Annotated in this window: 24 protein-coding genes; 11 read left to right on the forward strand and 13 right to left on the reverse strand. The window is 63.4% G+C overall.

The window, feature by feature from the left end; all coding sequences use genetic code 11:
- Nucleotides 1-1,551 carry a winged helix-turn-helix domain-containing protein gene (locus ABIB91_RS04505; protein WP_354159662.1) on the reverse strand — a complete coding sequence of 517 codons (1,551 nt, stop codon included), beginning with the start codon at nucleotides 1,549-1,551 and terminating at the stop codon, nucleotides 1-3.
- 134 nt (nucleotides 1,552-1,685) lie between these two features.
- On the opposite strand from ABIB91_RS04505, the gene mddA reads away from it, so the two are divergent.
- Together mddA and ABIB91_RS04515 are read left to right on the forward strand one after the other, a co-directional pair.
- Nucleotides 1,686-2,471 carry a methanethiol S-methyltransferase gene (gene mddA, locus ABIB91_RS04510; RefSeq protein ID WP_354159660.1) on the forward strand — a complete coding sequence of 262 codons (786 nt, stop codon included), beginning with the start codon at nucleotides 1,686-1,688 and terminating at the stop codon, nucleotides 2,469-2,471.
- 229 nt (nucleotides 2,472-2,700) lie between these two features.
- Complete coding sequence (locus tag ABIB91_RS04515) at nucleotides 2,701-3,123, forward strand: GFA family protein (protein ID WP_354159658.1); 423 nt, start codon at nucleotides 2,701-2,703, stop codon at nucleotides 3,121-3,123.
- A 48-nt stretch (nucleotides 3,124-3,171) separates the two neighbouring features.
- Here ABIB91_RS04515 and ABIB91_RS04520 read toward each other — a convergent pair whose 3' ends face one another.
- Nucleotides 3,172-4,731: a winged helix-turn-helix domain-containing tetratricopeptide repeat protein gene (locus ABIB91_RS04520; protein WP_354159656.1), complete on the reverse strand. Its 1,560-nt coding sequence runs from the start codon at nucleotides 4,729-4,731 to the stop codon at nucleotides 3,172-3,174.
- 433 nt (nucleotides 4,732-5,164) lie between these two features.
- On the opposite strand from ABIB91_RS04520, the gene pcaB reads away from it, so the two are divergent.
- Together pcaB and ABIB91_RS04530 are read left to right on the forward strand one after the other, a co-directional pair.
- Complete coding sequence (gene pcaB, locus ABIB91_RS04525; RefSeq protein WP_354159987.1) at nucleotides 5,165-6,526, forward strand: 3-carboxy-cis,cis-muconate cycloisomerase; 1,362 nt, start codon at nucleotides 5,165-5,167, stop codon at nucleotides 6,524-6,526.
- A gap of 113 nt (nucleotides 6,527-6,639) precedes the next feature.
- Nucleotides 6,640-7,896 (forward strand): aminopeptidase, encoded by a 1,257-nt coding sequence (locus tag ABIB91_RS04530; RefSeq protein WP_063994582.1) that lies wholly within the window; start codon nucleotides 6,640-6,642, stop codon nucleotides 7,894-7,896.
- Here the strand turns inward: ABIB91_RS04530 and ABIB91_RS04535 are convergent, their stop codons facing one another.
- The gene (locus ABIB91_RS04535; RefSeq protein WP_354159655.1) at nucleotides 7,897-8,451 is read right to left on the reverse strand and encodes a hypothetical protein; all 555 of its coding nucleotides are present in this window, start codon (nucleotides 8,449-8,451) and stop codon (nucleotides 7,897-7,899) included. It lies immediately after the preceding gene.
- Between the two features lie 235 nt (nucleotides 8,452-8,686).
- Here ABIB91_RS04535 and ABIB91_RS04540 point away from each other — a divergent pair, with 235 nt between their 5' ends.
- Nucleotides 8,687-9,142 carry a cupin domain-containing protein gene (locus tag ABIB91_RS04540; protein WP_007599517.1) on the forward strand — a complete coding sequence of 152 codons (456 nt, stop codon included), beginning with the start codon at nucleotides 8,687-8,689 and terminating at the stop codon, nucleotides 9,140-9,142.
- Between the two features lie 98 nt (nucleotides 9,143-9,240).
- On the opposite strand, the gene ABIB91_RS04545 is transcribed toward ABIB91_RS04540, so the two are convergent.
- From ABIB91_RS04545 to ABIB91_RS04580, 8 genes are all read right to left on the reverse strand, one after another.
- Complete coding sequence (locus ABIB91_RS04545) at nucleotides 9,241-10,290, reverse strand: amidohydrolase family protein (protein WP_354159653.1); 1,050 nt, start codon at nucleotides 10,288-10,290, stop codon at nucleotides 9,241-9,243.
- A 117-nt stretch (nucleotides 10,291-10,407) separates the two neighbouring features.
- Nucleotides 10,408-10,929, reverse strand: a complete 522-nt coding sequence (locus ABIB91_RS04550) for a hypothetical protein (RefSeq protein WP_354159651.1) — start codon at nucleotides 10,927-10,929, stop codon at nucleotides 10,408-10,410.
- Nucleotides 10,930-11,005: 76 nt separating this feature from the next.
- A complete protein-coding gene (locus tag ABIB91_RS04555; protein ID WP_354159649.1) occupies nucleotides 11,006-11,950 on the reverse strand; it encodes an EamA family transporter in 945 nt (314 codons plus the stop codon).
- 70 nt (nucleotides 11,951-12,020) lie between these two features.
- Nucleotides 12,021-12,836, reverse strand: coding sequence for an MBL fold metallo-hydrolase (locus ABIB91_RS04560; protein ID WP_007599521.1), 816 nt, complete (start codon nucleotides 12,834-12,836; stop codon nucleotides 12,021-12,023).
- Between the two features lie 59 nt (nucleotides 12,837-12,895).
- Nucleotides 12,896-13,300 carry a type II toxin-antitoxin system VapC family toxin gene (locus tag ABIB91_RS04565; RefSeq protein WP_354159646.1) on the reverse strand — a complete coding sequence of 135 codons (405 nt, stop codon included), beginning with the start codon at nucleotides 13,298-13,300 and terminating at the stop codon, nucleotides 12,896-12,898.
- Complete coding sequence (locus tag ABIB91_RS04570; RefSeq protein ID WP_354159644.1) at nucleotides 13,297-13,551, reverse strand: AbrB/MazE/SpoVT family DNA-binding domain-containing protein; 255 nt, start codon at nucleotides 13,549-13,551, stop codon at nucleotides 13,297-13,299. The genes ABIB91_RS04565 and ABIB91_RS04570 overlap by 4 nt, the downstream gene beginning before the upstream one ends.
- 67 nt (nucleotides 13,552-13,618) lie before the next feature.
- Nucleotides 13,619-15,145, reverse strand: coding sequence for a permease (locus ABIB91_RS04575; RefSeq protein ID WP_354159642.1), 1,527 nt, complete (start codon nucleotides 15,143-15,145; stop codon nucleotides 13,619-13,621).
- Entirely contained in the window at nucleotides 15,142-15,891 is a 750-nt protein-coding gene (locus ABIB91_RS04580; RefSeq protein ID WP_219681133.1) for an ABC transporter ATP-binding protein, read from the reverse strand. Before ABIB91_RS04580 ends, ABIB91_RS04575 begins: the two co-directional genes overlap by 4 nt.
- A 263-nt stretch (nucleotides 15,892-16,154) precedes the next feature.
- Between ABIB91_RS04580 and ABIB91_RS04585 the strand changes: the two genes are divergently transcribed.
- From ABIB91_RS04585 to ABIB91_RS04610, 6 genes are all read left to right on the forward strand, one after another.
- A complete protein-coding gene (locus tag ABIB91_RS04585; protein ID WP_354159640.1) occupies nucleotides 16,155-17,030 on the forward strand; it encodes a branched-chain amino acid ABC transporter permease in 876 nt (291 codons plus the stop codon).
- 4 nt (nucleotides 17,031-17,034) lie between these two features.
- Entirely contained in the window at nucleotides 17,035-18,186 is a 1,152-nt protein-coding gene (locus tag ABIB91_RS04590; RefSeq protein ID WP_027515317.1) for a branched-chain amino acid ABC transporter permease, read from the forward strand.
- On the forward strand, nucleotides 18,183-18,941 hold the full coding sequence (locus ABIB91_RS04595) for an ABC transporter ATP-binding protein (protein ID WP_007599535.1): 759 nt from the start codon (nucleotides 18,183-18,185) through the stop codon (nucleotides 18,939-18,941). Before ABIB91_RS04590 ends, ABIB91_RS04595 begins: the two co-directional genes overlap by 4 nt.
- Nucleotides 18,942-18,945: 4 nt before the next feature.
- A complete protein-coding gene (locus tag ABIB91_RS04600) occupies nucleotides 18,946-19,734 on the forward strand; it encodes an ABC transporter ATP-binding protein (protein WP_354159985.1) in 789 nt (262 codons plus the stop codon).
- 89 nt (nucleotides 19,735-19,823) lie between these two features.
- The gene (locus ABIB91_RS04605) at nucleotides 19,824-21,662 is read left to right on the forward strand and encodes an AMP-dependent synthetase/ligase (RefSeq protein WP_354159637.1); all 1,839 of its coding nucleotides are present in this window, start codon (nucleotides 19,824-19,826) and stop codon (nucleotides 21,660-21,662) included.
- Between the two features lie 79 nt (nucleotides 21,663-21,741).
- The gene (locus tag ABIB91_RS04610) at nucleotides 21,742-22,941 is read left to right on the forward strand and encodes an ABC transporter substrate-binding protein (protein WP_354159635.1); all 1,200 of its coding nucleotides are present in this window, start codon (nucleotides 21,742-21,744) and stop codon (nucleotides 22,939-22,941) included.
- A gap of 160 nt (nucleotides 22,942-23,101) precedes the next feature.
- Here the strand turns inward: ABIB91_RS04610 and ABIB91_RS04615 are convergent, their stop codons facing one another.
- A complete protein-coding gene (locus ABIB91_RS04615; protein ID WP_354159633.1) occupies nucleotides 23,102-24,226 on the reverse strand; it encodes a lysozyme inhibitor LprI family protein in 1,125 nt (374 codons plus the stop codon).
- Between the two features lie 176 nt (nucleotides 24,227-24,402).
- Nucleotides 24,403-25,134 carry a transglutaminase-like cysteine peptidase gene (locus ABIB91_RS04620; RefSeq protein ID WP_354159631.1) on the reverse strand — a complete coding sequence of 244 codons (732 nt, stop codon included), beginning with the start codon at nucleotides 25,132-25,134 and terminating at the stop codon, nucleotides 24,403-24,405.
- Between the last annotated feature and the right edge of the window lie 380 nt (nucleotides 25,135-25,514).

The following is a 25,514-nucleotide window of genomic DNA, read 5'->3' on the forward strand; positions in this document are numbered from 1 at the left end:
CTAGCGCAAGCCCGCCCGCCGAAACCCTTCCAGATAGTGTTCGCGGTCGGCGTCGTTCGCCCATGGCAATTGCGTCGCGATCCAGCGCAGCGAGATGTTGGGCTGCGTGCGGCGGAGCTCGCCCAGCGCCATCTCCGCAAGCACGCCGTCGCCGGTCATGCCGGCAGAAACCGCGAGCACGCGGTAGGCGCCGGTAAGGTCGCCGCGGTGGCGGATCGCCTCCCGCGCGAGCGTGATGGCCTCGCCATAGCGCCGCTCGGTGAAGCGGGCATAGCCGGCGATGCCGTGATAGATCGCCAGGGATGGATCGCGCGGCGAGAGCCGCATGGCCCTCTGCGCTGCCTCGAACGAATCCTTCGGCCGCCCGGCATAGGACAGCGCGAGTGCGTAATAGCCCTGCGCCAGCGAGAAGTTCGGATTGAGCGCGAGCGCCTGCTCGAACTCGGACAGCGCGTCCGCAAGCCGTCGCGTCGAGAAGTAGACGCTGCCGAGCGCGGCGTGCGCCCAGGCATCCTCGTGGTCGCAGCGCACCGCGGCGAGCGCGGCGGCTTCCGCCACCGGCGCCACCACGGCGAGCTCGGCCCAGCCGAGATGCACGCCGAACATGTGATTCGCCGCGAGCACCGACAGCGCCTGGCCGTAGTTCGGGTCGATCCCGACCGCGCGCTCGAGCAGCGCCCGCGCGGTCTCGTGATCCCGCCGCGTCACCCGCCAGTAATGCGACAGCGCCCGCATCAGGAGATCCCAAGCATCCAGGCTCGCGGGGGGCTTGCGATGGGCGCGAAAACTTTCCGCCGCATGAATCTGCGGCTCGATCGCCGCCGCGATCGCGTTGGTGATTTCGTCCTGCACGGCGAACACGTCGACCAGCTCGCGGTCGTAGCGCTCGGCCCAGAGATGGCTGCCCGTCGTGGCGTCGTTGAGCTGCGCGGTGATGCGCACCCGGTTGTCCGACTTGCGCACGCTGCCTTCGACGACGTAGCGGACGCCGAGTTCCTCGGCGATCTGCCGGATGTGGACAGCGCGGCCCTTGTAGGTAAAGGACGAGTTGCGGGCGATCACCATGAACCAGCGCTGCTTCGACAGCGCGGTGAGGATGTCCTCGCTGATCCCGTCGCCGAAATAGTCCTGTGCGGGATCGCCGCTCATGTTCTCGAAAGCGAGCACCGCGACCGCGGGACGGTCCGCCAGGGCGCGCGGCAGGGCAGCGACGGGTTGCGCGGACGCAGTCGCGGCTGCCACTTCTTCCCGGACTTCGCCGACGAAACGAAAGCCCTTGCGCGGAATGGTCTTGATCAGCCGCTGGCTCGCACCGTCATCGCCGAGCGCCTTGCGCGCGGCGTTGATCCGGCTGTTCAGGGCGGAATCCGAGATGATCCGATCGCTCCAGATCTGACTGATCAGGTCATCCTTGCTGACCACACGGGTGCGCTGCGCCACCAGATAGAGCAGGAGATCGAACACCTGCGGCTGCAGCGGCACAGCCGCACCGCTGCAGGTGAGTTCCCGCAGGTCGCCGTCGAGCACGTTGTTTTCAAAGCGAAATCGCACGTTTTTGTCGTCTCAAGCAAAAATCAAAGTCGTCTCAGGCGAAAATCAACCGTCCGTGAAAGTCTTGGGACCTCCGGTGCGGCATGGTGCAGCGACCAATGAAGTGCCGGCGTTTTGGCACAACGGAGCTGTTTATGACCCAAATTGATCATCAGGTTCATCCTATCGGCCCGGTTGCGGGCTCACGCATTTTCAAGTTCATCGCCTTTCTGTACGGAATTGCGGCGTATCTCGTGTTTTTCGTCACCATTCTCTACGCCATCGGCTTCGTGATGGGGCTGGTGGTGCCGAAGACCATCGACACCGGGACCGACACGCCCGTGGCCGAGGCCGTCATCATCAACCTGCTCGTGATGGCCCTGTTTGCGGTCCAGCACAGCGTAATGGCGCGCCGGCAATTCAAGGCCTGGTGGACGCAGTACGTCCCCAAGCCGGTCGAGCGCAGCACCTATGTGCTGTTTGCGAGCCTGTCATTGCTTCTCCTGTTCTGGCAGTGGCGTCCGCTGCCCACGGTCATATGGGACGTCGCGAACCCGGATCTTGCTGTGACGATCGTCACGCTGTCGCTGGTGGGCTGGGTCCTGGTGTTTACCTCGACCTTCATCATCAATCACTTCGAGTTGTTCGGATTGCATCAGGTGACCAATCATCTCGTCGGTAAGGAGGCGTCGCCGCCGCGCTTCAAGACGCCGCTGCTCTACAAGTTCGTCCGTCATCCGATCTATCTCGGCTTCATCATCGCGTTCTGGGCGGCGCCGGTCATGACCGCGGGCCATCTGCTGTTCGCCGGCGTGACCACGGCCTACATCTTCGTCGGCATCGCGCTGGAGGAGCACGACCTCATCGATCTCTTCGGTGACGAGTACCGGCAGTACAAACAACGAGTGTCGATGCTTATTCCCTGGCGCAAGTCGGTATAGCTTGCGCGTCGTTCGGCCGCGTCCGCCGAAAGGAGGACGCGCGGCGGCGCCGAGGCGCGTAACGGAGCTTGCCGACCCGGCCTTCCACGTTTCTCGGGGTGAATCCCCCTCACCCCGACGCTATCAGTGCGAGCGAAGCTCGTCGCGACCCCCGCATTCCTTTTTGCCGAGTTATCGGCAAACAGGAGCGGGGAGAGGAATCTAATCAATCATCAACGGAGACGACCTAATGAAACATGTTGGAAACTGCTTCTGTGGCGCGGTCACGATCGAGGTTACAGGCGCGCCGGAGGCGATGGGCTATTGCCATTGCAGTTCGTGCCGCTCGTGGTCGGGCGGTCCGGTGAACGCCTTCAGCCTGTGGAAACCCGAAGCCGTGCGCATCACCGAAGGTGCAGAGAATGTCGAGACCTTTACCAAGACGCCGCTCAGCCAGCGCAAATATTGCAAGAAGTGCGGCGGCCATCTCATGACCAACCATCCGCCGCTCGGCCTGGTCGACGTCTTCACCGCCACCATTCCCACCCTCGCCTTCGCGCCCGGCGTCCACGTCAATTACGCCGAGACGGTGCTGCCAATGCGCGACGGCCTGCCCAAGCTCAAGGATTTCCCGGCCGAATTCGGCGGCAGCGGCGAGATGATGCAGGAGTGATGCGCTTTCTTCTCTCCTCTCCCCGCAAGCGGGGAGAGGAGAGATTCGCTATGTCATCCCCGCGCGCCGCAATCCCTCGAGGTAATGCTCGCGATCCTCGTCCCGCAGCATCGGTAGCTCGCGCGTGATCCAGGCGAGCGAGATGCCCGGTTGGGCGCGGCGCAAGCCTTCCAGGGCGGAAGCCGCGCGCGCGGGATCTCCCGACATTCCGGTGGCGGCCGTCAGCACGCGATGCGCGCCGACGAAATCGGCGCGCTGCCGCATCGACTCGCGCGCCATCTGTGCGGCGCCTTCGTAATCGCGGCCGATGAACCGGGCATAGGCCGCGACGCCGCAATAGATCGCCGCGAGCGGGTCGCGCGGGCTCAGCCGCAGCGCGCGGCGCGCGGCGACATCGCCGTTCTGCCATCGTCCGGCGTAGCACAGCGTCACGCCGTAGAAGGCGTGCGCCATCGCAAAGTTCGGATTGAGGTTCAGCGCCAGCTCGAATTCCGCCAGTGCGTCGTCGAAGCGGCGGCGGAATAAATAAGTGTATGCCAGGCCGTGATGGGCCCAGGCATCCTCACGATCGGCCTCCACCGCCGCGAGCGCGGCGCGCTCGGCGACCGGCACGGTCGCGGCCATGTCGGACCAGCCCATATGCGCGCCGAAGATGTGGCTGGTCGCGAGCAGGCCGAGCGCCTTGCCATAGGCGGGATCGAGCGCGACGGCCTTTTCGAGCAATCCTTGCGCGGCGGCATTGTCCTCGCGGGTGATGCGCCAGTAATGCGACAATGCGCGCATCACGAGGTCCCAGGCATCCAGGCTTCCCGGCGGCTTCTGCTGGGCGCGAAAACTCTCGGCGGTATAGAGCTGCGGCTCGATCGCGGCGACGATCGCCTCGGTGATCTCGTCCTGCACGGCGAAGATGTCGGCAAGCTCGCGGTCGTAGCGTTCGGCCCAGAGATGGCTGCCGGTCGAGACGTCGTTGAGCTGCGCGGAGATGCGCACGCGATCGCCGCTCCGCCGCACGCTGCCTTCGAGCACGTAGCGCACGCCGAGCTCGCGCGCGACCTCGTTCATGTGCACCGCGCGGCCCTTGTAGATGAAGGAGGAGTTGCGCGCGATGACGAAGAACCAACGCAGCTTCGACAGCGCGGTGATGATGTCCTCGCTGATCCCGTCCGAGAAATAGTCCTGCTCGCGGTCGCCGCTCATGTTGGTAAAGGGCAGCACCGCGATCGCCGGCCGGTCCGGTAGCGGCAGCGGGGCCTGCAGAAGCTTCGCTCCGAAATCGGATTCCGGCGCGGTTGCCCCACGCTTGGTCTCGACGTCGCCGACGAAACGAAAACCCTTGCGTGAGATGGTGCGGATCAGCGCCTGGCTCGCGCCGCTGTCGCCGACCGCCTTGCGTGCCGCATTGATCCGGCTCGTCAGAGTGGATTCGGAGACGCTGCGCCCGTGCCAGATCTTGTCGATCAGCTCGTCCTTGCTGACCACCCGGTCGCGGTTCTCCATGAGGTGGACGACCAGATCGAACACCTGCGGCTCCACGGCAACGGGAACCTGCTCGCGGCTCAGCTCGCGCAAGTCGGTATCGAGCAGGTGATCCCGGAACAGAAACTGCACGTCGAAACTCAGACCTCACGACGACATCGGGCAACGATGAAATCAAGACGGATTTCGGCTGATGTCTGTGAGTCCACCGAGGGGCCTGCCCGGTTCACCACGATCGCGTGATGGCAGGCATGCAGTTTACGGGGAGGAATGCAGCCTTGGTTAGAACGTGGCCGGTTCGGCCGGATTGTCGCGATTTCCTCACGTCATTGCGAGCGTAGCGAAGCAATCCAGCCTGTCGCCGCGCAGACAGCGTGGAGTGCTTCGTCGCAAGGGCTCCTCGCAATGTCGGTGTTGAGGCAATGGCGTGCGGGAGCTTCCCATGTTGTCCTGGCCTTCGCCGCGATGGCATCGAATGTGTGACGAACAATGAATGTCCATTGCCGAACAGTTCCGCGTGCGTAAGCTGCCGACCACACAAAACACCAACCACGAAGAAACGCCCATGCCCGCTTTTCATGCCTCGACCACCGTGCTCGATTCCGTGCTGTTCCGCGATGCCTTCGGCACGCCGCAGATGCGGGAGGTGTTTTCCGATATCGCGACGGTCGCGCGCTATGCTGAGGTCGAGGTGGCACTGGCGAAAGCGGAAGCGAAGTGCGGGGTGATTCCCCACGATGCCGCCGACCAGATCGCGGCGCGGACCGATGTTGCCGCGCTCGATTTCGACCTGTTGCGGCAGGAGACCGATGTCGTCGGCTATCCGATCCTGCCGCTCGTGCATCAGATGGTGAAGCAATGCGGCGATGCCGGCCGCTATGTGCATTGGGGCGCGACCACGCAGGACATCATGGACACCGCCGTGGTGCTGCAATTGCGCGCCGGGCTCGAGATCGTCGAGCAAGACATCGCCGCGCTGCGCACAATCCTTGCCGACCTCTCGAAGCGCTACCGCGACACGCCGATGGCGGGCCGCACCCATCTCCAGCAGGCGCTGCCGGTCACCTTCGGCTACAAGACCGCGATCTGGCTCGCGATGTTCGACCGCCACGCCGAGCGCCTCAGTGAATTGAAGCCGCGCGTCCTGGTCGGCCAGTTCGCCGGCGCCGCCGGCACGCTGGCCTCGCTCGGCGACAAGGGGTTCGAGGTGCAGGAAGCGCTCTGCGCCGAACTGAGGCTTGGCGTCCCCGCTTCGACCTGGCACGTCGCACGCGACGGTTTTGCCGAGGCCGTCAACTTCCTGGCGCTCGTCACCGGCTCGCTCGGCAAGATCGCGCTCGACATCATGATCATGGCCTCGACCGAATTCGCCGAGGTCTACGAGCCCTTCGTCAAGGGACGCGGTGCTTCCTCGACTATGCCTCAGAAGCGCAACCCGATCTCCTCGGAACTGATGCTCGCGGCGTCGAAGGCGGTGCGCCAGCACGCCGGCCTCATGCTGGATGCCATGGTGCAGGATTTCGAGCGCGCCACCGGGCCCTGGCACGCCGAATGGATGGCGATCCCCGAGAGCTTCGTACTGACCGCCGGCGCCTTGCACCAGGCGAAGTTCGCGCTCGCCGGCCTCATCGTGGATGAAAGCAAGATGAACGAGAATCTCGCCGTCAGCCGCGGTCTGATCGTGGCCGAAGCCGTCATGATGGGGCTCGCGCCGCAGATAGGGCGGCAGGAGGCCCATGACGTGGTCTATGACGCCTGCCGGCTCGCCAATGAGAAAGGTCTTACGCTGGCGGACGCGCTCTCGTCCGATTCCCGCGTCTCTGTCAGAATCGACCGTGCCACGATCGAGGCGCTGACATCACCGAAAAATTACCTCGGCCTTGCTCCCGCCATGGTCGACCGGGTGCTGAAATCGGCAACGCGTTGAAAACCAAAATGCGCGAAACTGCGTATCTTTGGGGGGTCGCAAGGCACTCGCGCACTTGTGTCTCGCGATGCTAGACTTAGATTGGACGAGAGACGTTCGGCAGAGGATCCGGCATGACTGATCAACGCATCACCTCCACTCCCATCGATCCCGTGAAGCTCGACCGGCTGGCCGAGGTGGCGGTGAAGGTGGGCCTGGGCTTGCGGCCGGGCCAGGATCTGCTCTTGACGGCACCTGCGATCGCGTTGCCGCTGGTGCGGCGGATCGCGGTGCATGCCTACAAGGCCGGCGCCGGCATCGTGACGCCCATTCTCTCCGACGAAGAGATGACGCTGGCGCGCTATCGCCACGGCCACGACGACAGCTTCGATCGCGCCGCCAACTGGCTCTACGAGGGCATGGCCAAGGCGTTCTCGAACAACACCGCGCGTCTCGCCATCGTCGGCGACAATCCGATGCTGCTCTCGGGCGAAGATGCTTCCAAGGTCGCGCGCGCCAGCAAGGCCAATTCCATGGCCTATCAGCCGGCGCTGGAAAAGATCGTCAATTTCGACACCAACTGGAACATCATTGCCTACCCGAGCCCGTCCTGGGCGAAGCAAGTCTTTCCGAACGATCCTGAAGAGGTCGCGATCGGCAAGCTCGCGGACGCGATCTTCGCAGCGTCCCGCGTCGATCGCGACGATGCGCCGGCCAATTGGGCGAGCCACAATGCGGTGCTGCGGGAGCGCACCAACTGGCTCAACGGCCAGCGTTTCCGCGCGCTCCAGTATTCGGGACCGGGCACCGACCTCACCATCGGGCTCGCCGACGGCCATGAATGGGAGGGCGGCGCCTCGCTCTCCAAGAACGGCATCAGCTGCAACGCCAATATCCCGACCGAAGAGGTCTTCACCACGCCGCATTGCCGGCGCGTCTACGGCCATGTCGTGAGCTCGAAGCCGCTATCCTACCAGGGCACGCTGATCGACAACATCGCGGTGCGCTTCGAGGACGGCCGGATCGTCGACGCCAAGGCTTCGCGCGGCGAGGAGGTACTGAACAAGGTGCTCGACACCGACGAGGGCGCGCGGCGTCTCGGCGAAGTGGCCCTGGTGCCGCATTCCTCGCCGATCTCGCAGAGTGGGTTGTTGTTCTATAATACGCTGTTCGACGAGAACGCGGCCTCGCACATCGCGCTCGGCCAGTGCTACTCGAAGTGCTTCGTCAACGGCGCCCAGCTCACGCCGCAGCAGATCGCGGCGCAAGGCGGCAACCAGAGCCTGATCCATATCGATTGGATGATCGGCTCGGCCGAGACCGACATCGACGGCATTCTGGCCGACGGCAGCAAAGTGCCGGTGTTTCGCAAGGGCGAATGGGCGAAGTAACTACGCCGCCGCGTTGCGCAGCATCGGGCTGTTGTCGATGCTGAAGCGGTTGAACAGCGTCGTGAACGGGCTGCCGTCGGTGGCCCGCACGACGGCGTCGGAGGCCGCCACCGCGTCGTAGAGCGCACCGACCGGATCATTCGCCTCGGGCAGGTCGAGACCCCCGCGGATTTGCTCGCGGGCCTCGTTGACGTCGTCCTCGTCGTCGAGTGTGGCCTCCAGCGCATCCGCCGCCCGCCGCATCTCATGGAGATCACCGCCGGCGGAAAATTTGAGGATGTCGAGCCAATAGGGGCGCGCCACGACGAGCTTGACGAAAGCCTCGAAACTCTTCGCGATGATTCCCGCGCGGCCTTCCGACGAGACGTAGAGCACATTCTGAGACGGCAGCAGAACGAACGCGCCGCCGGAGCCGTCACTGCCGATTTGCCGGGGGCTTTCGATGCCGTCGACGGTGAACCAAGGCTCCTCGTCGGTTGCGAAGGAGACATCGAGGCTGCCGAGCCAGGCCACGACCTCGCCTTGAGTTGCGAGAACCTCCGGGGTGAGGGGCATCGGCATGGCTCCTTTCAGATAGCTTCGCGCACTTTGTCGCACCCCGGAAAAGAAGGGTTCATGTGCGCGAAATTGCAGGGAAATTGCGGCGTTAACCGTTTCGCGTCTGCAACTTGCGGCTGATTGTCGGGCCCTGCGTAAGAAAGAATTAAAAACCGGCTACTAGCGTTCCCGCCATCTTTGAACAATCCGGGCCGAGACCCGGCGGATCATATTTTATCCCCTGGGGGAACAGATGTCGCGCGCATTGATTGAAATCAGTAGTTGCAATGTAGATCTCGAGCTGCGGCCGATCGAACCGTCCTGGATCATCGAAGGCAATCCGGTGTCGCGCTCGCACATCCTGTCCACCAGCGCCGACGGCACCGCTTCGACCATCATCTGGGCCTGCACCGAAGGCCGCTTCAACTGGTATTACGACATCGACGAGACGATCATGATCATGGAAGGGTCGATCGTGCTCGAAAGCGACGGCATGCCGCCGAAGCGCTACGGCCCGGGCGACGTCATTTTCTTCCGCAACGGCGCGCATGCCAAATGGCATGTCGAGGGCCACGTCAAGAAGATCGCCTTCTGCCGCAAGACCAATCCCGTGATGATCGGCTTCCTGATCCGCGTCCTCAACAAGCTCAAGAAGATCTTCGTCTCCACCGGCGAGCGCCGTCCTGCCTCGCTGATGGGCGCCGGTTAGAGTTCAATCAGCTTCAAGGACGCTTCCCAGCGGTCACGACGGAACAGGGGGCCGGGATCAACATCCCGGCCCCTGTTCTCGTCATGGCGCCAATCACTTTAAGGCAGATCGAGCCGGTAGAAATCACTCGCGGTCTGCGAGAACAACGCCGTCTTCTCGGTCTCGCTCAAGGGCGCCGCGATACGCTTGAAGGCGTTGAAGATTACCTGATAGCTGCACTGGCCCTTGTCCGGCGGGAAATTGCTCTCGAACATCGCGCGCGTGGGTCCAAACGCCTCGATGCAGGTTTCAATGTAAGGCCGCCACGCCGCGGCAAGCTCCTCGGATAACGGCGGCCTCTCGCGCAAATGGAAGTCGTAGCCGAGCAGGCACATCGCGAGCCCGCCGAGCTTCACCACGACGTTCTCGCATTTCGCGATCTCCCGGATCGAGGCGCGCCATTGCGCAAACACCTCCTCGCGTCGCCCGGCAAAGCGGCCGATTCCGGCCGGGCCGCCGCAATGGTCGAGCACGATCCTGGTGTCGGGAAATGCGCGGGCGAGCTCGGTCAGCTCGCCGATTTGCGGATGGAACAGCCAGGCGTCGAAGCTCAGGTTCAGCGGCGCGAGACAGGCAAAGCCCTTCCGGAAGGTCGGGTCCTGCAACAATCCCTGCGGCCGGCTCGCATACATGCCGGCGACTGCGGGATCTGCGTCCCAGGCCGAGGAATGCCGGATGCCGCGGAAGCGACCGTTGCCCGCCGCGATCTCGGCCTCCAACACCGGTTGTGCGGCATCGCCGAGCAGCAGGTTGACGTGGCTGACGATGCCGGCGCAGATCGCCGCCTTGCCATAGCCGCCGCTGGCGCTCATCGCGGCGACGCCATTGGCGAACTCGACCTCGCCGACCGGCCGGAATGCTTCGGGCCCGTGCGCACGATACATCGAGCGGCAATCGACATAGACGGTGGCGGTGATGTTGTGGCCGGAGGCGATATCCGCCGCCATCTCCTCGATCAAATAGCGGTGCCCGCGATTCCAGAGATGGTGATGGGGATCGACGACCGGCCGCGAGGGATCGATGATCTCCTCCCGATGGAGCGCGAGCCAGTCCTCGCGCGGCTCGACGAATAGCCCGCTCGTGTTGGCGGGCAAACCGCTTGCAGCCATCGGCGTTCGCTCCCTTGATGTATGCTTCTTGTTCTGGGAGCCTAACACCTCGTTCTCGCGTGCAGCAGCGCGCGTTTCGCAACCGCACCCGTCATCGCGGGCACAGCGGCGCCGTCGTCAATCTTTGCGCCGCTTCGCCCTCACATCGACCACAAGCCGCCAATCGGTTGCGGTGGCCGGCTTGACCTCGCCGAGCCAATGGAAGAAATCCTCGGCGATCTCCGTAAAACTCCAGCGCGTCAGGTCGCCGGCTTCGGTCGTGCCTTCCTGCACGATGTCGGCATCGCGTGGGCGGCCGATCTGCTGGCGGAATATGCAGCGGCCGGGATCGAACCAGGAAATCCGCCAGGCATCGATGGTCGGATCATAGACCCGCAGCGTCGTACCGTACCAATTGCCGGCGATCGGCAAGGCCGGGCTGCCAGCCTGGCGCGGAATGATCCAGACGTCTTGCACGGCGCGGCCCTCCAGCACCCAGCCGAAATGGATTTCGCCGGGCGCGGTGTGTTTCGTTCCATCGGGTCCATGGGCGGTGATCTCGGCGTCCCAATCGCCGACGAAGCGGCCATAAAGCTGGAGCGCCGCCGCGTGCTCGGGGTGCGGTCCGTCCGCGTGCAATAATCTCGCAAAGTCGGTCATGTCCCATCTCCTGTTTGCGAGGAGATCAGCACGACCGGACGGCAGCCGACTTGGAGAAAATTGCGCGGCGCCGCCGTCAAGTCTTGTTGGGCGACAGATGCCCTATGCCAGGACTGGGCCTATCGTTCGTTCGTCGGCTCGTCGCGCGTTCCGCGAGCCAAATGACGATGACGGAGACAATCACGAGACCCGCACCAAGCAACATCAGGCGCGAAAATGGCTCGCTCAGCACGAGGGTGCCGAGCAGTACAGCGATCACCGGGTTGACGAAAGTGTAGGTCGACACCAACGAGGTCGAGACGTTTTCCAGAAGCCAGTTGTAGGCAACGAATCCGATCACGCTGCCAGCGATGATCAGCCAAAGCGCCGCTGCAAGCGAGGTCAGCGAAACCTCGCTCGGCCTGAAGTTTCCAATCTCGCCTGTCAGCCAACTGATCGCAAACAACACGCTGCCGCCGATCGAAAGCTGGATGCCCGAAAGCGGGATAGCGGATGCCTGGCTCGACATGCTCCGGGACAAGACAGTCCCGGCCGACCATGACAAGGCCGCAGCCAGCAGCCAGACGACGGGAAGGATACTGATGCCGGCCTGCTCGACGTTTTGCCACGCCACGAGTCCGACGCCGAAGAAGCCCGGCACGAGAGCGAGCAGGGCGAAGGGCTTCGGTCGCTGATCGCCGGGGAACCAGACATCGATCAGCAGGATCCAGAACGGGATCGTGGCCAGCACGATGGCCGCCACGCCCGAAGGAACCGATTGCTGCGCGAAGGCGAGTACGCCATGGCAACCGACAAAGAACAGGAGCCCGCACAGGCTCGCCCTTATCCACGCCTGCGCGGATAGGTTCGCGACCTCACCGGCACTCATGGCCAGCAACAAGATGCCGCCACAGAACGAACGCAGCGCCATCAGCAGAAATGGCGGAATCGATTTCAGGCCCAAAGTGATGGCGAAGTAGGTGGAACCCCACAGCAAGTAAATGGCCGCAAATGAGCCTATGACCAGCAACCTTCTGCTCATGATTGCTCCGATCGTAACTGATTTCGAAGCAACCAAGTCGGAGGAGGCTCATGCGTTCCGGCTTGGCGCGTCACACCCCGTCGAGGATGATCACCGTCGGCTTCGACGGCAACGCATCCCGAGACATCCGGAAACTTCGTTCCATGCGCCGGTCGATCTCGAACTGCTGGCCGATACGTTGCATGAAATCGTCGAGCGGGGTGGCGAAGCGGTGCATCGGCAGCACGACCGAGGCGCGCAGCCGCTTGGTGATCTCGGAGACGCCGTCGAGCGACATGGTGTAGGTGCCGTCGATCGGCACCATGACGATGTCGAGCCGCCCGATCTGGGCAAAATGGCTGTCGTCGAGCTTGTGGTGAAGATGGCCGAGATGGCCGATGCAGAGGCCCGCGACCTCGAAGATGAAGATCGAATTGCCGTCGCGGATCATGTCGGCGCCGGAATCGTCGCCGAAATAGCGGCGGATGTCGGTGGTGACGTTGCGGATGAAGGTGTCGCCGATGCGCTCCGACACGATGGCCGGCTTGCCGTCCTCGCCCCAGCCATGCAGCACATGAGGAATGCGCTTGTCGGGATATAAAGAATAGTGCGTGCTGTGGGCCCGGTTCATGGTGACGACATCGGGCAGCCGGCCCACTTGATAGGCCCCGCTATAGTCGGTCGCGATGCGCAAGCCGCCGGGCGTGTCGATGAAATAGGTGGAATGGCCTGCATAGGTAATCTGGACTTCAGCGGAGGCTGCGGCCTGCCGGAACGCGACCGGCGTCACGCGGGGTGCCGCATTCGCCATCGCCAGGCATTCGCTGCGCTGAGGTGATTGCTGCGCGAAGGCAGATGTTACCAGCCAACCGAGAAGCGCACAGACCGTCAGCAACAATCGAGACATCAGGAACCGTCCGGCGCTTATCGACGATCTGATGAGTGTATCTACGAATTATCCTCGCGTCATGTGGTGCCGGCGAGCCGCGCCATTCCACCGCTTGCTTTGATCAGTTTCACGGCCGCTTTGTCGAACGACACGAAAGTATCGGCCCCAAGCCAGTTGCCTTCGTGGGCGATGACGCCATCGGCAAAGTCACCCCCGGCCTCGAGGAGCGCTAATCCAGCCTCAGCTATGGGCCGGTTGACGACGACATTGGATGCATTGATCAAGTGCCGGATCGAAGCCGCGATATTTCCAGCAGAGGTTTTGTAGCCTCGTGAGAGGACCCAAGCTAACTCACATAATGCGGGGATCGAGATGGCTATGAGGTCCGCGTTCTCGAGAAGGGCTTCGGCCACCTTGCTCTGTTCTGCATCATCTTCGACCAGCACCCGTACCAGGACGTTGGTGTCGGGTGTTATCTTCATCGCTTGCCCGCCCAGCCGTCAGCAATGACCGCATTCATCTCCTCGATCGAGAGCGATCGACCGTTCGTCTTTCCCTTCAGAAAGCCGAAGGCATCCGAAATCTCTCCGGTGGGCCGAACTGCTCTCACCTCGACTCGCCCGCCAGGAAGCTTTTCTATCGAAATCTTGTCGCCCGGATGTACACCGAGGTGCTCCAGGAGGTCTTTCCGTAGCGTAACCTGCCCCTTTGCCGTGACCGTGAGCGTGCTCATGGGATCCCTCAATACTGAGATCTCGATAGGTAAGGCATTTTATCCTTACTTTCAAGGCAGGCGGCCTTCACTCCCGCCTTGGGCTGAACTTCCAGGTGAGGGCGACGAGGCCCGCGGTGATCAGGCCGCTGACGAGACCGACGATGGGCAGCGTGAGCACCAGCGCGGCGCTGGCAGCCCAACCGATCGAGGAGAACGCCTCGGCGAAGGTCGCAAGCCGCGACGAGGTCTGGCGACGGCGAAATTGGCTGCGCCGGGCCTGCACCCGGAACCAGAGCTGGATTGCGGTGGCGGAGGCCGCGCTGACGATGACCGCACCGGCGCTGACCGCGGCCTGGAACGCCGAGGCGAAAGCGAGCGCCGCGATCAGCGGGCAGAAGACGATGGCGATCGCGATCAGCACCACCTCGATCTTGGCGCGGATGACGCTGGACGGCGTCAGCGGCGCGGTCGCAACCAGGTCGGGCGCGTCCTCGCCCGAGATCGTCAGCCAGGCAAGCCCGCCGGCGAGTTGGCCGGCCGCCATGACGATGACGGGCGTGATCAGCGTCAGCGCCGCGGAGCTGTCGGCAAAGTTGCGCCAGAGCAGCAGCGCCGGCGGCACCAGATAGAGCAGCTGCATCAGCGTCTGCGAGATCAGCCAGGGATCGCGCCAGAGCAGCGAAAATTCCTTGCGCCGCAGGGCATGCTGACGCGATCCGCCGCGGAACGGGCGCTCCTTCGCGCTGCGACGGCCGGACGCGCCATAGGCGGCGGCATCGATCGCCGTGTCGGCGAAGCGGCCCGAGAAGATCGCCATGACGCTTCCGAGCAGCACGAGCCCGAGCGCTAGGAGCAGCAGCAGCGCTTCGGCGTCTCCCATCGCCGCCCGCGCCGGCCACCACCAGATGCTGTCGGCATCGGGCGCGTAAGCGGCCAAGCTACCCGAGGTCAGGATGGTGAAGCGCGACAGCGTGCCGTAGGACATGATCGCCGCCACCTGAAGCGCGATCACGAAGCCGGCGCCGATGATGGCGGCGAGGATCTGGGCGACGAACCGTGTCCGCGCCGGACCGATCAGGCGAAAGAGCACGATGGTGACGGCGATCGCGATCGCTGCGGCCGACAGGCCCATGGCGACAACGACGCCGAACGCAGCAAGCCAGCGCGCGCCGCCCCCGAATACCAGCACGTCGATGAAGGGCGTCGAGAACAGCAGCGCCATCACCGTGATGGCGAGCGCGATCGCGGCGATGCGCACCGAGAACAGATTGGCCAGCGTCGCGGGTGAGGACATGATGAGGTCGAGATCGGCGCGTGCGTAAAACACCCGGGTCACCGATTCGATTGCCTGCGACAGCATCAGCGTCCAGGCGAGAAAAATCGTCGCCGAGATCACGATCAGCGAGGATTTGTCGAGTGGCAATTGCAGGTCGGCGAAGCGGCCGATCACCGCCCAGGCCGGTACGTGCAGCAGCGCCGCGAAGAACAGCAGGCCGATTACCGCGGCACGTGTTCGTTTGCGCCGCCCGCCGGTCATCATGGCGAGCCATTCGCGCCAGGCGAGCCGGAGCTCGTGGCGGGCGAACCAGGACAGCGCGGTGGCCGAGCTCATGCGGCTTCCGGAAGCGTCACCAGCGCGATGAAGAGATCTTCCAGGCTGGTGTCGGCGTGCCCGTTTTGCTGCCGGAGCTCGGTCAGCGTGCCCTCGGCAACCAGGCGGCCGGCTGCGATCACACCGATACGGTCAGCCATGCGTTCGGCGACCTCGAGGATATGCGTGGTCATGATGACGGTGCAACCGGCGCGGACGCGCTCGCTCAGGAGTCCCTTGACATGGCGGGCGGAGACGGCATCCAGTCCCGTCAGCGGCTCGTCGAGGATGATGAGGCGGGGATCGTGCACCAGGGCGCCGGCGAGGGCGACCTTCTGGCGCATGCCCTTGGAAAAACCCTCGCAGCGTTCGTGCCGGTGCGGCTCGAGCCCGAGCGAGTTCAGGAGACCCGCAGCGACCGGTTCCGAGGCCGATGGTGCGATGCCCCACAGACCGGCCACGAATTCGAGATATTCGAGCGGCGTGAGCTTGTCGTAGATCATGGGCTCGTCGGAGACCCACGCCATCACCTGCTTGGCGGCGACGGGGTTTTGGAGCGCATCGATGCCGAAGATGGAGACCGCGCCGGCATCGGGCCGCAAAAGGCCTGCAACCATGCGCAAAGTGGTGGTCTTGCCGGCGCCGTTGGGGCCGACCAGCGCATAGAATTCGCCGGCATGGATGGTGAGATCGAGGTTATCGACCGCCAGACGGTCAAAACACTTCGTTAACCCCATGACTTCGAGCGCCGAGTCGTCCGTCTTCATGGCGGCCACACCTTGCGGTTTTGCATCGCTCGCGACCATGCCCCGAAGATGTTTCGGCACCGTGAATCGCGCTGCCGCAAATTCCGTCATCCGGATTGGACTAATGGCAAGTCACCGTTTGTTGACAGCGCTTGGCGGTTCAGGCTGAATTGGCAAAGGGACGAATGGCGCTAACGCAGCGAAACGACTGCGTAGCGACTGAACACAAGATGCGGCAAGGCGGTCAGGAAGAACCGCCGGTTGTATCGGGAGGATGCGCGACGATGCTGGATTTCGTTCAGCAGCTGGTCAGCGGTGTTGCGCTCGGCTGCGTCTACGGCCTGATCGCGCTCGGCTTCGTGCTTGTCTATAAGGCCACCGAGGTCGTCAATTTCGCGCAGGGCGATTTGATGATGCTGGGCGGCTTCTTTGCCTTCACCTTCATTGGCATGATGGGGCTGAACTACTGGGTCGGCTTTGCCGGCGCGGTGGCGGCAATGGCGCTGTTCGGCATGCTCGCCGAGCGCGTGGTGGTGCGGCCGATCCTCGGCTATCCGCAATTCTCCATCATCATGGCCACCATCGGGCTCGGCTATTTCCTGCGCTCGGTCTCCGGCATGATCTGGGGCACCGACGATTTCAAGATCGACACGCCCTTCAGCCAGGGCGTGCTGCGGATCGGTTCGCTGGTGCTCGCCCATGACAAGCTCTCGGTGATCGCGGCCACCGTCATCCTCTGCGCCCTGCTCTGGCTGTTCTTCAACAAGACCACGCTCGGGACCGCGATGCGCGCCAGTTCCGAGAACATGCTGGCCGCCTATTACATGGGCATCCCGGTCAAGCGCGTGGTGTCGATCGTCTGGGCGATCAGCGCGGCGGTTGCGACCTGCGCCGGCGTGCTGCTGGCGCCGATCACCTTCATCCATTCCAATGTCGGTCTGGTGCTGGGGCTGAAAGCGTTTCCGGCCGCCGTGCTCGGCGGCTTCGGCTCGATCCCCGGCGCCGTCGTCGGCGGCGTCCTGATCGGCGTCATCGAGAGCATGGCCGGCTTCTATCTGGCCGAGGGCTGGAAGGACGTCGCGCCCTACGTCGTGCTGCTCGCCGTGCTCTTGCTCAAGCCCGAAGGTCTGTTCGGCCTTCATGTCCGCAAGAAGGTCTGAACGCATGCGCTTCCTGTTCAAGACCGACTACGAGGACGACATCAGGCTGTTTCCGCATTCTGGCTATTACGTCTCCTACGGTCTCCTGCTGGCCGTGCTGCTGATCGCGCCCTATGTGCTCTCCAGTTATCTGATGAGTCAGCTCGTCTTCGTCTGCATCTATGCGACCGTCGGCGTGGCGCTGCTGATTTTGACGGGTTTCACCGGGCAGGCCTCGCTCGGGCATGCTGCGTTTCTCGCGATCGGTGCGTATACGGCGGCCTATTTGCAGAAATATGGTGTGCCGTTCCCGGTCTACTTTCTCGCCGCCGGGCTCCTGACCGGGCTGATCGGTGCGCTGGTCGGATTCCCCGCGCTGCGGCTGCAAGGCATTTATCTCGTCATCGCCACCATCTCCTTCGCCTTCATCGTCGAGGAGATTCTGGCGCGATGGGAGAGCGTCACCAACGGCAACGAGGGCATGCGGATCAAGGCGGTGTCGCTGTTTGGGGTCGCAGTCTCGCGCGACAGCCCCACTTTCTATTTCCTTTGCCTCGCCGTGCTGGTGCTGACCATCGTCGGCACGCTCAATTTGCTGCGGTCGCCCACGGGGCGCGCCTTCGTCGCTATCCGCGACAGCGAGACGGCGGCGCGCAGCATGGGCGTCAATGTCGCGCTGTACAAGGTGAAGTCCTTTGCGATCTCCGCGGCGATCACCGGCTTCGCCGGCGTGTTGTTCGCGCACAAGCTCTCCTTCATCTCGCCGGAGATGTTCACGCTTCAGCTCTCGATCGAGTTCATCATCGTGATCCTGATCGGCGGCACCTTCAGCCTGCACGGCGCAGTGCTGGGAGCGATCTTCATCGTGATGATCGATCCGTTCCTGACCTACCTCAAGGACGACATGCCCGGCATCATCGCCGGCATTGCAGCGACGTTCGGAGCGGGCACGCAAGCCGCGGCCAATGTCCAGTCCAAGGTCGCGGCCTTTGCCTCGCTCAACGGCTTGAAAGGCGCCATCTACGGCATCATCATCGTATTGTTCGTGCTGTTCGAACCGCTCGGGCTTTACGGCCGCTGGCTCAAGATAAAGCTCTTCTTCCAGCTGTTCCCGCTTTACAAGCGCGCCACTTTCAAGCGGCAGAAGATCTACGTGAAGTCGGAGCGCAACCGATGAGCTATTTTCGCGCCGAGAGTTTGTCGCTGCATTTCGGCGGGCTGAAGGCCGTCGATGCGGTGTCGTTCGCGGTCGAAAAGGGCGAGATCCTCTCGATCATCGGGCCGAACGGCGCCGGCAAGAGCTCGATTTTCAACCTGATTTCGCGGATCTACCGGCCGACCTCGGGTCGCATCTTCTTCGAGGATCAGGACATCACGGAGCAGCCGCCCCATGACATCGCAAGGCTCGGCATCGCCCGCACGTTCCAGAACATCGAGCTGTTCGAGAATGCGACGGTGTTGTCGAACCTGCTGGTCGGCCGCCACCGGCATTCGACCACGCAGCTTTGGCAGGAGCTGTTGTTCCTGCCAGGCGTACGCGCCGACGAGAAGGTGCATCGCCGCAGGGTCGAGCAGGTCATCGAATTCCTCGATCTCGAGCCCTACCGCGACAAGCTGATCTCGGGTCTGCCTTACGGCGTGCGCAAGGTGATCGAGCTGGCGCGCGCGCTATGCTCGGAGCCGAAGCTGATCCTGCTCGACGAGCCGTCCTCGGGCCTCAACGTGGAGGAGACTGACGACATGTCGTTCTGGATCCGCGACCTGAAGAGCGAGCTCGGCGTCACCGTGCTGATGGTCGAGCACGACATGTCGCTGGTCAACCGCGTCTCCGACCGCGTCATCGCGCTGAACTACGGCAGGGTGCTGGCGATGGGCTCGCCGGCCGAAGTGCAAGAGCACCCCGATGTCGTCGCCGCCTATCTGGGAGCCTGACGCGATGGATGCCGTGGCGACACCAGATATCATCCTGAAACTCTCCAACATCGAGAGCTATTACGGGCCGATCATGGCGATCCGCGGCATCTCGCTCGAAGTGCCGCGCGGCCGCATCGTCACGCTGCTGGGCGCCAACGGCGCCGGCAAGACCACGGTGCTGAAGACGATCTCGGGCATTCTCGACCCGCAGAAGGGCGCCATCGAGTTCATGGGCAAGTCGATCCAGCGCATGGAGGCGGACAGGATCGTGCGGCTGGGCCTCAGCCACGTGCCGGAGGGACGCGAGGTGTTCCCGTTCCTCTCCGTGCGCGAAAACCTGATGATGGGGGCCTATCCGCGCAGCGATCGCGACGGCGTCGCGGAAGATCTGGAGCGCGTCTACGCCTATTTCCCGCGGCTGAAGGAGCGCATCAACCAGCCGGCCGGACAGCTCTCGGGCGGCGAGCAGCAGATGCTCGCAATCGGCCGCGCGCTGATGAACCGGCCGACGCTGTTGCTGCTCGACGAGCCCTCGCTTGGGCTGTCGCCGCTGCTGGTGAAGGAGATCTTCGCCATCATCCGTCGGGTCAACGAGGAGCAGGGCATGTCGATCCTGCTGGTCGAGCAGAACGCCAAGGTGGCGCTGGAGACGGCGCACTATGGCTATGTGCTGGAGATCGGCCGGATCGTGATGAACGACAGCTGCGACCGCTTGATGCATTCGAAGGACATCCAGGAATTCTACCTGGGCGCCAAGGAAGCGGGCGCACGAGGCGAGCGGCGCTGGAAAAAGAAGAAGACTTGGCGTTAGAGGAAGCCTTAAATACCAAAGCCCATCCGCTAATATAGACCGCCGGCAAGGCAGGCAGTGGAGGGGAGCGCGACAAGGAGGAGACGTGCATGGCCCGACCGGCGGTGCTGACGGTCGCTGACACGATCGCGAAAAGCTTTTTGCGCGCCGCGGAGACGCGGGGCGACAGGCCGGCTATACGCGAGAAGAAATTCGGGATCTGGCAGCCGACCAGCTGGCGCGAATGGCTGGAGATCTCGAAGGAGATCGCCTACGCGCTGCACGCCATCGGCTTCAGGCCCGGCGACGTTGCTTCCATCATCGCCAACGCCGTGCCGGAATGGGTCCATGTCGACATGGGCATTCTGTGCGCCGGCGGCGTCTCTTCCGGGATCTATCCGACCGATGCCTCATCCCAGGTCGAATATCTCGTCAACGATTCCCGGACGAAAGTGATCTTCGCCGAGGACGAGGAGCAGCTCGACAAGATCCTGGCCTGCCGCGCACGCTGTCCGTCCCTGCGAAAGATCATCGTGTTCGACATGGAGGGCCTTAGCGGCTTCTCCGACGACATGGTGATGTCGCTCGACGAGTTCCGCGCGCTCGGGCGCAACCACATGGCCGGCCGCGAGGCGCTGTGGCAGGAGATGGTCGACAGTCGCAGCGCGAGCGATCTCGCGGTCCTCGTCTATACATCCGGCACCACGGGCCCGCCCAAGGGCGCCATGCACGCCAATCGCAGCGTCACGCACCAGATGCGGCACGCCGATGATTTCATTCCAGCGCGCGAGAACGAGGAGCGGCTGATTTTCCTGCCGCTCTGCCACGTCGCCGAGCGGATCGGCGGCTATTACATCTCGGTCGCGCTCGGCTCGGTGATGAATTTTGCCGAGAGTCCCGAGACTGTGCCGGACAATCTGCGCGAGGTGCAGCCGACCATCTTCCTCGCGGTGCCGCGGATTTGGGAGAAGTTCTATTCCGCAATCACCATCGCGCTGAAGGATGCGACGCCGTTGCAGCAATGGGTGTACCGCCGCGCCATCGACATTGGTTATCGCATGGTCGATTGCAGGATCGAAGGGAAGCCGCCGCCGCTGTCGTTGCGCATCGCCAACGGCATCGCTTACCGGCTCGCTTTTCGCAACATCCGACGCATGATCGGGCTCGACCGATGCCGCATCGCCTTCACCGGCGCGGCGCCGATCGCGCCGGAGCTGATCCGCTGGTATCTCGCGCTCGGCATCGACATTCACGAGGTCTACGGGCAGACCGAGAATTGCGGGGTCGCCACCATGATGCCGGCGGAACGCATCAAGCTTGGCTCGGTCGGCAAGGCGGTGTCGTGGGGTGAAGTGGCGCTGTCGCCCGACGGGGAGATCCTGATCAGGGGCGACTTCCTGTTCATGGGCTATCTGAACCAGCCGGAGAGGACAGCAGAGACCATCGACCATCGCGGCTGGCTGCATACCGGCGACGTCGGCACCATCGACAATGAGGGCTTCGTCCGCATCACCGACCGGATGAAGGACATCATCATCACCTCGGGCGGCAAGAACATCACGCCGTCCGAGATCGAGAATCAGCTGAAATTCTCGCCCTACATCTCGGATTCCGTGGTGATCGGCGACAAGCGGCCATACCTCACCTGCCTCGTGATGATCGACCAGGAGAATGTCGAGAAGTTCGCGCAGGACCACGACATCCCCTTTACCAATTATGCCAGCCTGTGCCGCGCGGCGGAGATCCAGGATCTGATCTGGCGCGAGATCGAAGCGGTCAATGCCAATTTCGCCCGCGTCGAGACCATCAAGAGATTCTATCTGATCGAACGCCAGCTCACTCCGGAGGACGAGGAGCTGACGCCGACCATGAAGCTGAAGCGCGGCTTCGTGAACAAGCGTTATGCCGCCGAAATCGACGCGATGTATCCGGCGCGGGCGGTGGCTTGAACAATCTTGTTTAAATAACAGCGAAGGAGTGATGGCCCCACCCTTCGCACCATAAGGGCCCCAAGGAGAGGAGACGTCAATGTCGAGATCGTTGAGAACGTTCGGCTTTGCGGCAGGCGCGGTGGTGCTCACCTGTCTGCCCGCTGTCGCGCAAACCAAGGTCACCAATGAAGGCATCTCGGCGTCCGAGATCGTCATCGGCACCCATCAGGATCTGTCGGGGCCGATCAAGGTCTGGGGCGTGCCGGTCTCCAACGGCATGAAGATGGCGGTCGAGGAAATCAATGCGGCCGGTGGCATCAATGGCCGCAAGATCAGGATGATCCTCGAGGACAACGGCTACGATCCGAAGAAGGGCGTGCTGGCGTCCCAGAAGATGGTCGAGCGCGACAAGATATTTGCAATGATCGGCTCGATGGGATCGGCGCCGACGCTCGCCGCGCAGGACATCCTGTTCGATGCCGGCGTGCTCCAGCTCTTCCCGCTGACCGCCGCCGAGTTCACCTTCAAGTTCGACCCGGCTAAGCCGCAGGAGCGGCTGAAGTTCAACAACCTCTTGCCCTATGTCGAGAGCACGCGCGCCGCGCTGAAATACATGGTGGAGTGGAAGAACTTCCAGAAGCCCTGCATCATGCACCAGGACGACGAGTACGGAAAGAACGTGCTCGACGGCTTCACCCAGCAATTGACGGCCATGAAGCTGCAGCCGGCCTCGGTGACGAGCTACAAGCGCGGCGCCTCCGATTTCAGCGCGCAGATCGCCAAGATGAAGTCCGACGGCTGCGACCTCGTCGTGCTCGGCACCGTGATCCGCGAGACCATCGGCGCGATGACGGAGGCGAAGAAACTCGGCTGGGACGTCACCTTCCTGGGGGCAACGCCGACCAACGTGCTGGAAGTGCCGGCGCTCGGCAAGGACGCCGTCGAGGGCCTCTATGCGGCGAGCGGCTTCGAGATCCCCTATGAGGACACCGCCAAGGGCAAGGTCCACGACTGGCTCATCAACTACAAGAAGATGTTCAACACCGATGCCAACACGCAGGCGATCATCGGCTACAATGCGGTGACGACGTTTGCGTTCTACGCCAACAAGGCGGGCAAGGATCTCACCGGCCAGAAGATGCTGGACGCGCTGGAATCGGGCGACAAGTTCCTCGACATCTTCAACTCGCCGCCGACCAAATTCTCCAAGACCGACCACCTCGCCAACACCATCACCCAGGTGCAGCAGGTCAAGGGCGGCCGCTGGGTTCTGGTGAAGGACAACCTGATGTTTTGATTTCTTCGCCTCTCCCCGCATGCGGGGAGAGGCCGGGATTTGCGCAGCAAATTCCGGGTGAGGGGGCTCTCCGCGAGTCGAACTGTCACCGGATTCGCTGAAGCAGCCCCTCACCCCAACCCTCTCCCCGTAAGAACGGGGCGAGGGAGAGCACACAGCCCTACGATCCCCCACCCGCGGTGCCTGAATTCACCGGGGCCAGCTCGTCTTCCCGGCAGCGCCAGCCATCGGCGGCTTTGACAAACGCAAATGTGCGCTGGATTCGCAGGCGGCGCGTGACGTTGAAGGCGTCTGCGGAGCGCTCCTTGTTGCTGACGCCAGGCTGCGGACGACCCGTTCTGGCGTCCCAGCAGGTGCCCGTGCACGTCGTGGCGATCTTGCTACAGGTGGCGAAGGGCGCCAGCACGGCCATCTCGATTTCGCCCGTGACCTGCGCCTCCTGCTCGCCCACCTGGCTGTCGAGCGCATAGACGCGGTTGATGCGGAGGAAGTTGCCGCAGGAATTGGCCGCGTGGATTCGCGCGGCACAGAAGTCGACGGCATCGGTGTCGGGCGCGCGGGCTGCGACCTGCCGGCCGAACACCTTCTTCGGATCGCCTTTCGCCGCGCCAATCTCGTCGGTCTTGTGCTTCAGATAGCCGGCGAGACAGTCCTCCGCGGACTCGAGCTCCCCGAGCGGCACGTTCTCCTTGCCGACCAGATTGCATTTGCGATCGCGCTCCCGCGTCCACCGGCCATATTCGGCGAAGGCAAAGCGTGCCGCGGTCGGATCGAGCTTGCCGATCAAGCCGAGGACCTGGCTGTTCAAGTCGGTCTCGGCAAGCGCCAGCGACGGGTCCGCACAGATCAGTGCGCCCGCGGCGGTGTTGGCCGCGAGACAGTCGAAATCCGGATCGCGCACGATCGCAGCGCGCTCATCGGTCACCTTCAGAAGACATGCCTTCACGCGGTCGAAATCGTCGGTGCGGATCGCGGTCTGGCCGACGATGCCGCAACCGAGGTTGCGCTGGCGAATCCAGATCGCGTTCTCCTCGATCCCAGGCAGGCGATCGGGCAGGCGGGCAAGCCGTGCCTCGATTCCCGTGCTCAGCTTCTCGGCGGCGGCGGCAAGCTCGGCATCACCGCAGAACAATTGATTGCCGGGATCGCGGATCTGCTGGCAGTTGTTCCTGGCGAACAACGGCAGCCTGTCGGCGACGGAGCGGTCGGACGGGCTGGATTGCGCGAAGCCTGGCGCCGCCGGCAACGCCAGCAGTGCAAGCATAGTCAGCACGATGAACCGCATTCCGGTCGCCCCCGCATAGCCGCGGCCATGCTAGCGTCCCGAATCGCGCGGCGAAATGGCTTTGTGGGGTAAGCTACTTGATCCTGGTAGCCCGGATGGAGCGCAGCGCAATCCGGGATTCGTGCGACAGGCGGCGGCCCCGGATTTCGCTTCGCTCCATCCGGGCTACAAGAAAGTCAACGCGCCTCGGCGGCGATCATCGAGAACCGCACGGGTTCGTCGACATACTTCATCACGGCCGACTGGTAGAGCACGAACAACGGCTGGTAGCTCCGTGCGGCGTCGTCCTCGACCATCGCCATGCGGCGGTTGTCGAGCATCAGCCAGTGGCCGTCGAGCCGTGCAGCGACAACCGCATGCTCTTCGCCGGCCCTGACGTCGCGCACCACGACGATGCGGAGATCTTCGGCGGCAATGCCCGCGAGCTTAAGAGCGGCGAGCTTGGCAATGGCATAGTCCTCGCAATCCCCGGCGCCACGCGCGAAGGTCGCGAGAGGTGAACTCCAGACGTCCTCAGGACCGTCAGCGGCGGCACGGATGGCGAGGTTGATCGCGCGATTGGTCTCGCCCAGCAGAGCGCGGCCGTCGCGGCTGCGGGCCTGGTCGACGATGGCCAGCAGTTTCAGCGCAGCCGGCGAAGCGCAATTGTCCCGGTCGCCGTCGCACAGCGCGAGCTGCACCATGTCATCATCGAGCCTGGACCTCAGCGCGAGCCATTTTTGTTGCAGGCTGCCGGCGGAGATGGCGAAGGCGAACACGCCGAACGGCTCGGCGGATTTGCGCACGAGGACGCCGGCTCCCGGCGACAACAGCGTGCCAGCGCGAAGCTCGGCGGCCGATCCGAGCAGGATCAATCCGCACAGCACTAGGATTGCGCGCCAGGCGCGCGAACGAGCAGCGGTCTCCATCTGACATCCCCTTCCGGCTTCGCCAGGTCCCCCTCGACCTGCACGTGCCGGGCTTTGTTGCTTTCGCGGAGATAGTGCGAGGCAGGCGGTTTTGTTCTGCTTAACGCGCCCGGCTGGGGTCCCAAAACCGGGCAACAGGCTGAAACGGGCCTGCTCATATTGCGTAAAATTTTACGATTCGCCGGCTAGGAGAGCGGCAGTTGCCGCGAAGAAGGACCAATTGCAGGCACAAGTTGTGGTGGAACTGATTCTGCGCCTTATGGCTAACGGCTCGCTATTTCACGGCTTCTGTTAGTTGGATCACAGATTTGGCCCCGTATTTGCCGCAGGGTGGTGCGGGGCACCACGAACAAAAGATGACATAAGTATCTATTGTGGGA

Origin of the sequence: Bradyrhizobium sp. JR4.3 (assembly GCF_040547695.1) — a bacterium.
Lineage (GTDB): Bacteria > Pseudomonadota > Alphaproteobacteria > Rhizobiales > Xanthobacteraceae > Bradyrhizobium > Bradyrhizobium canariense.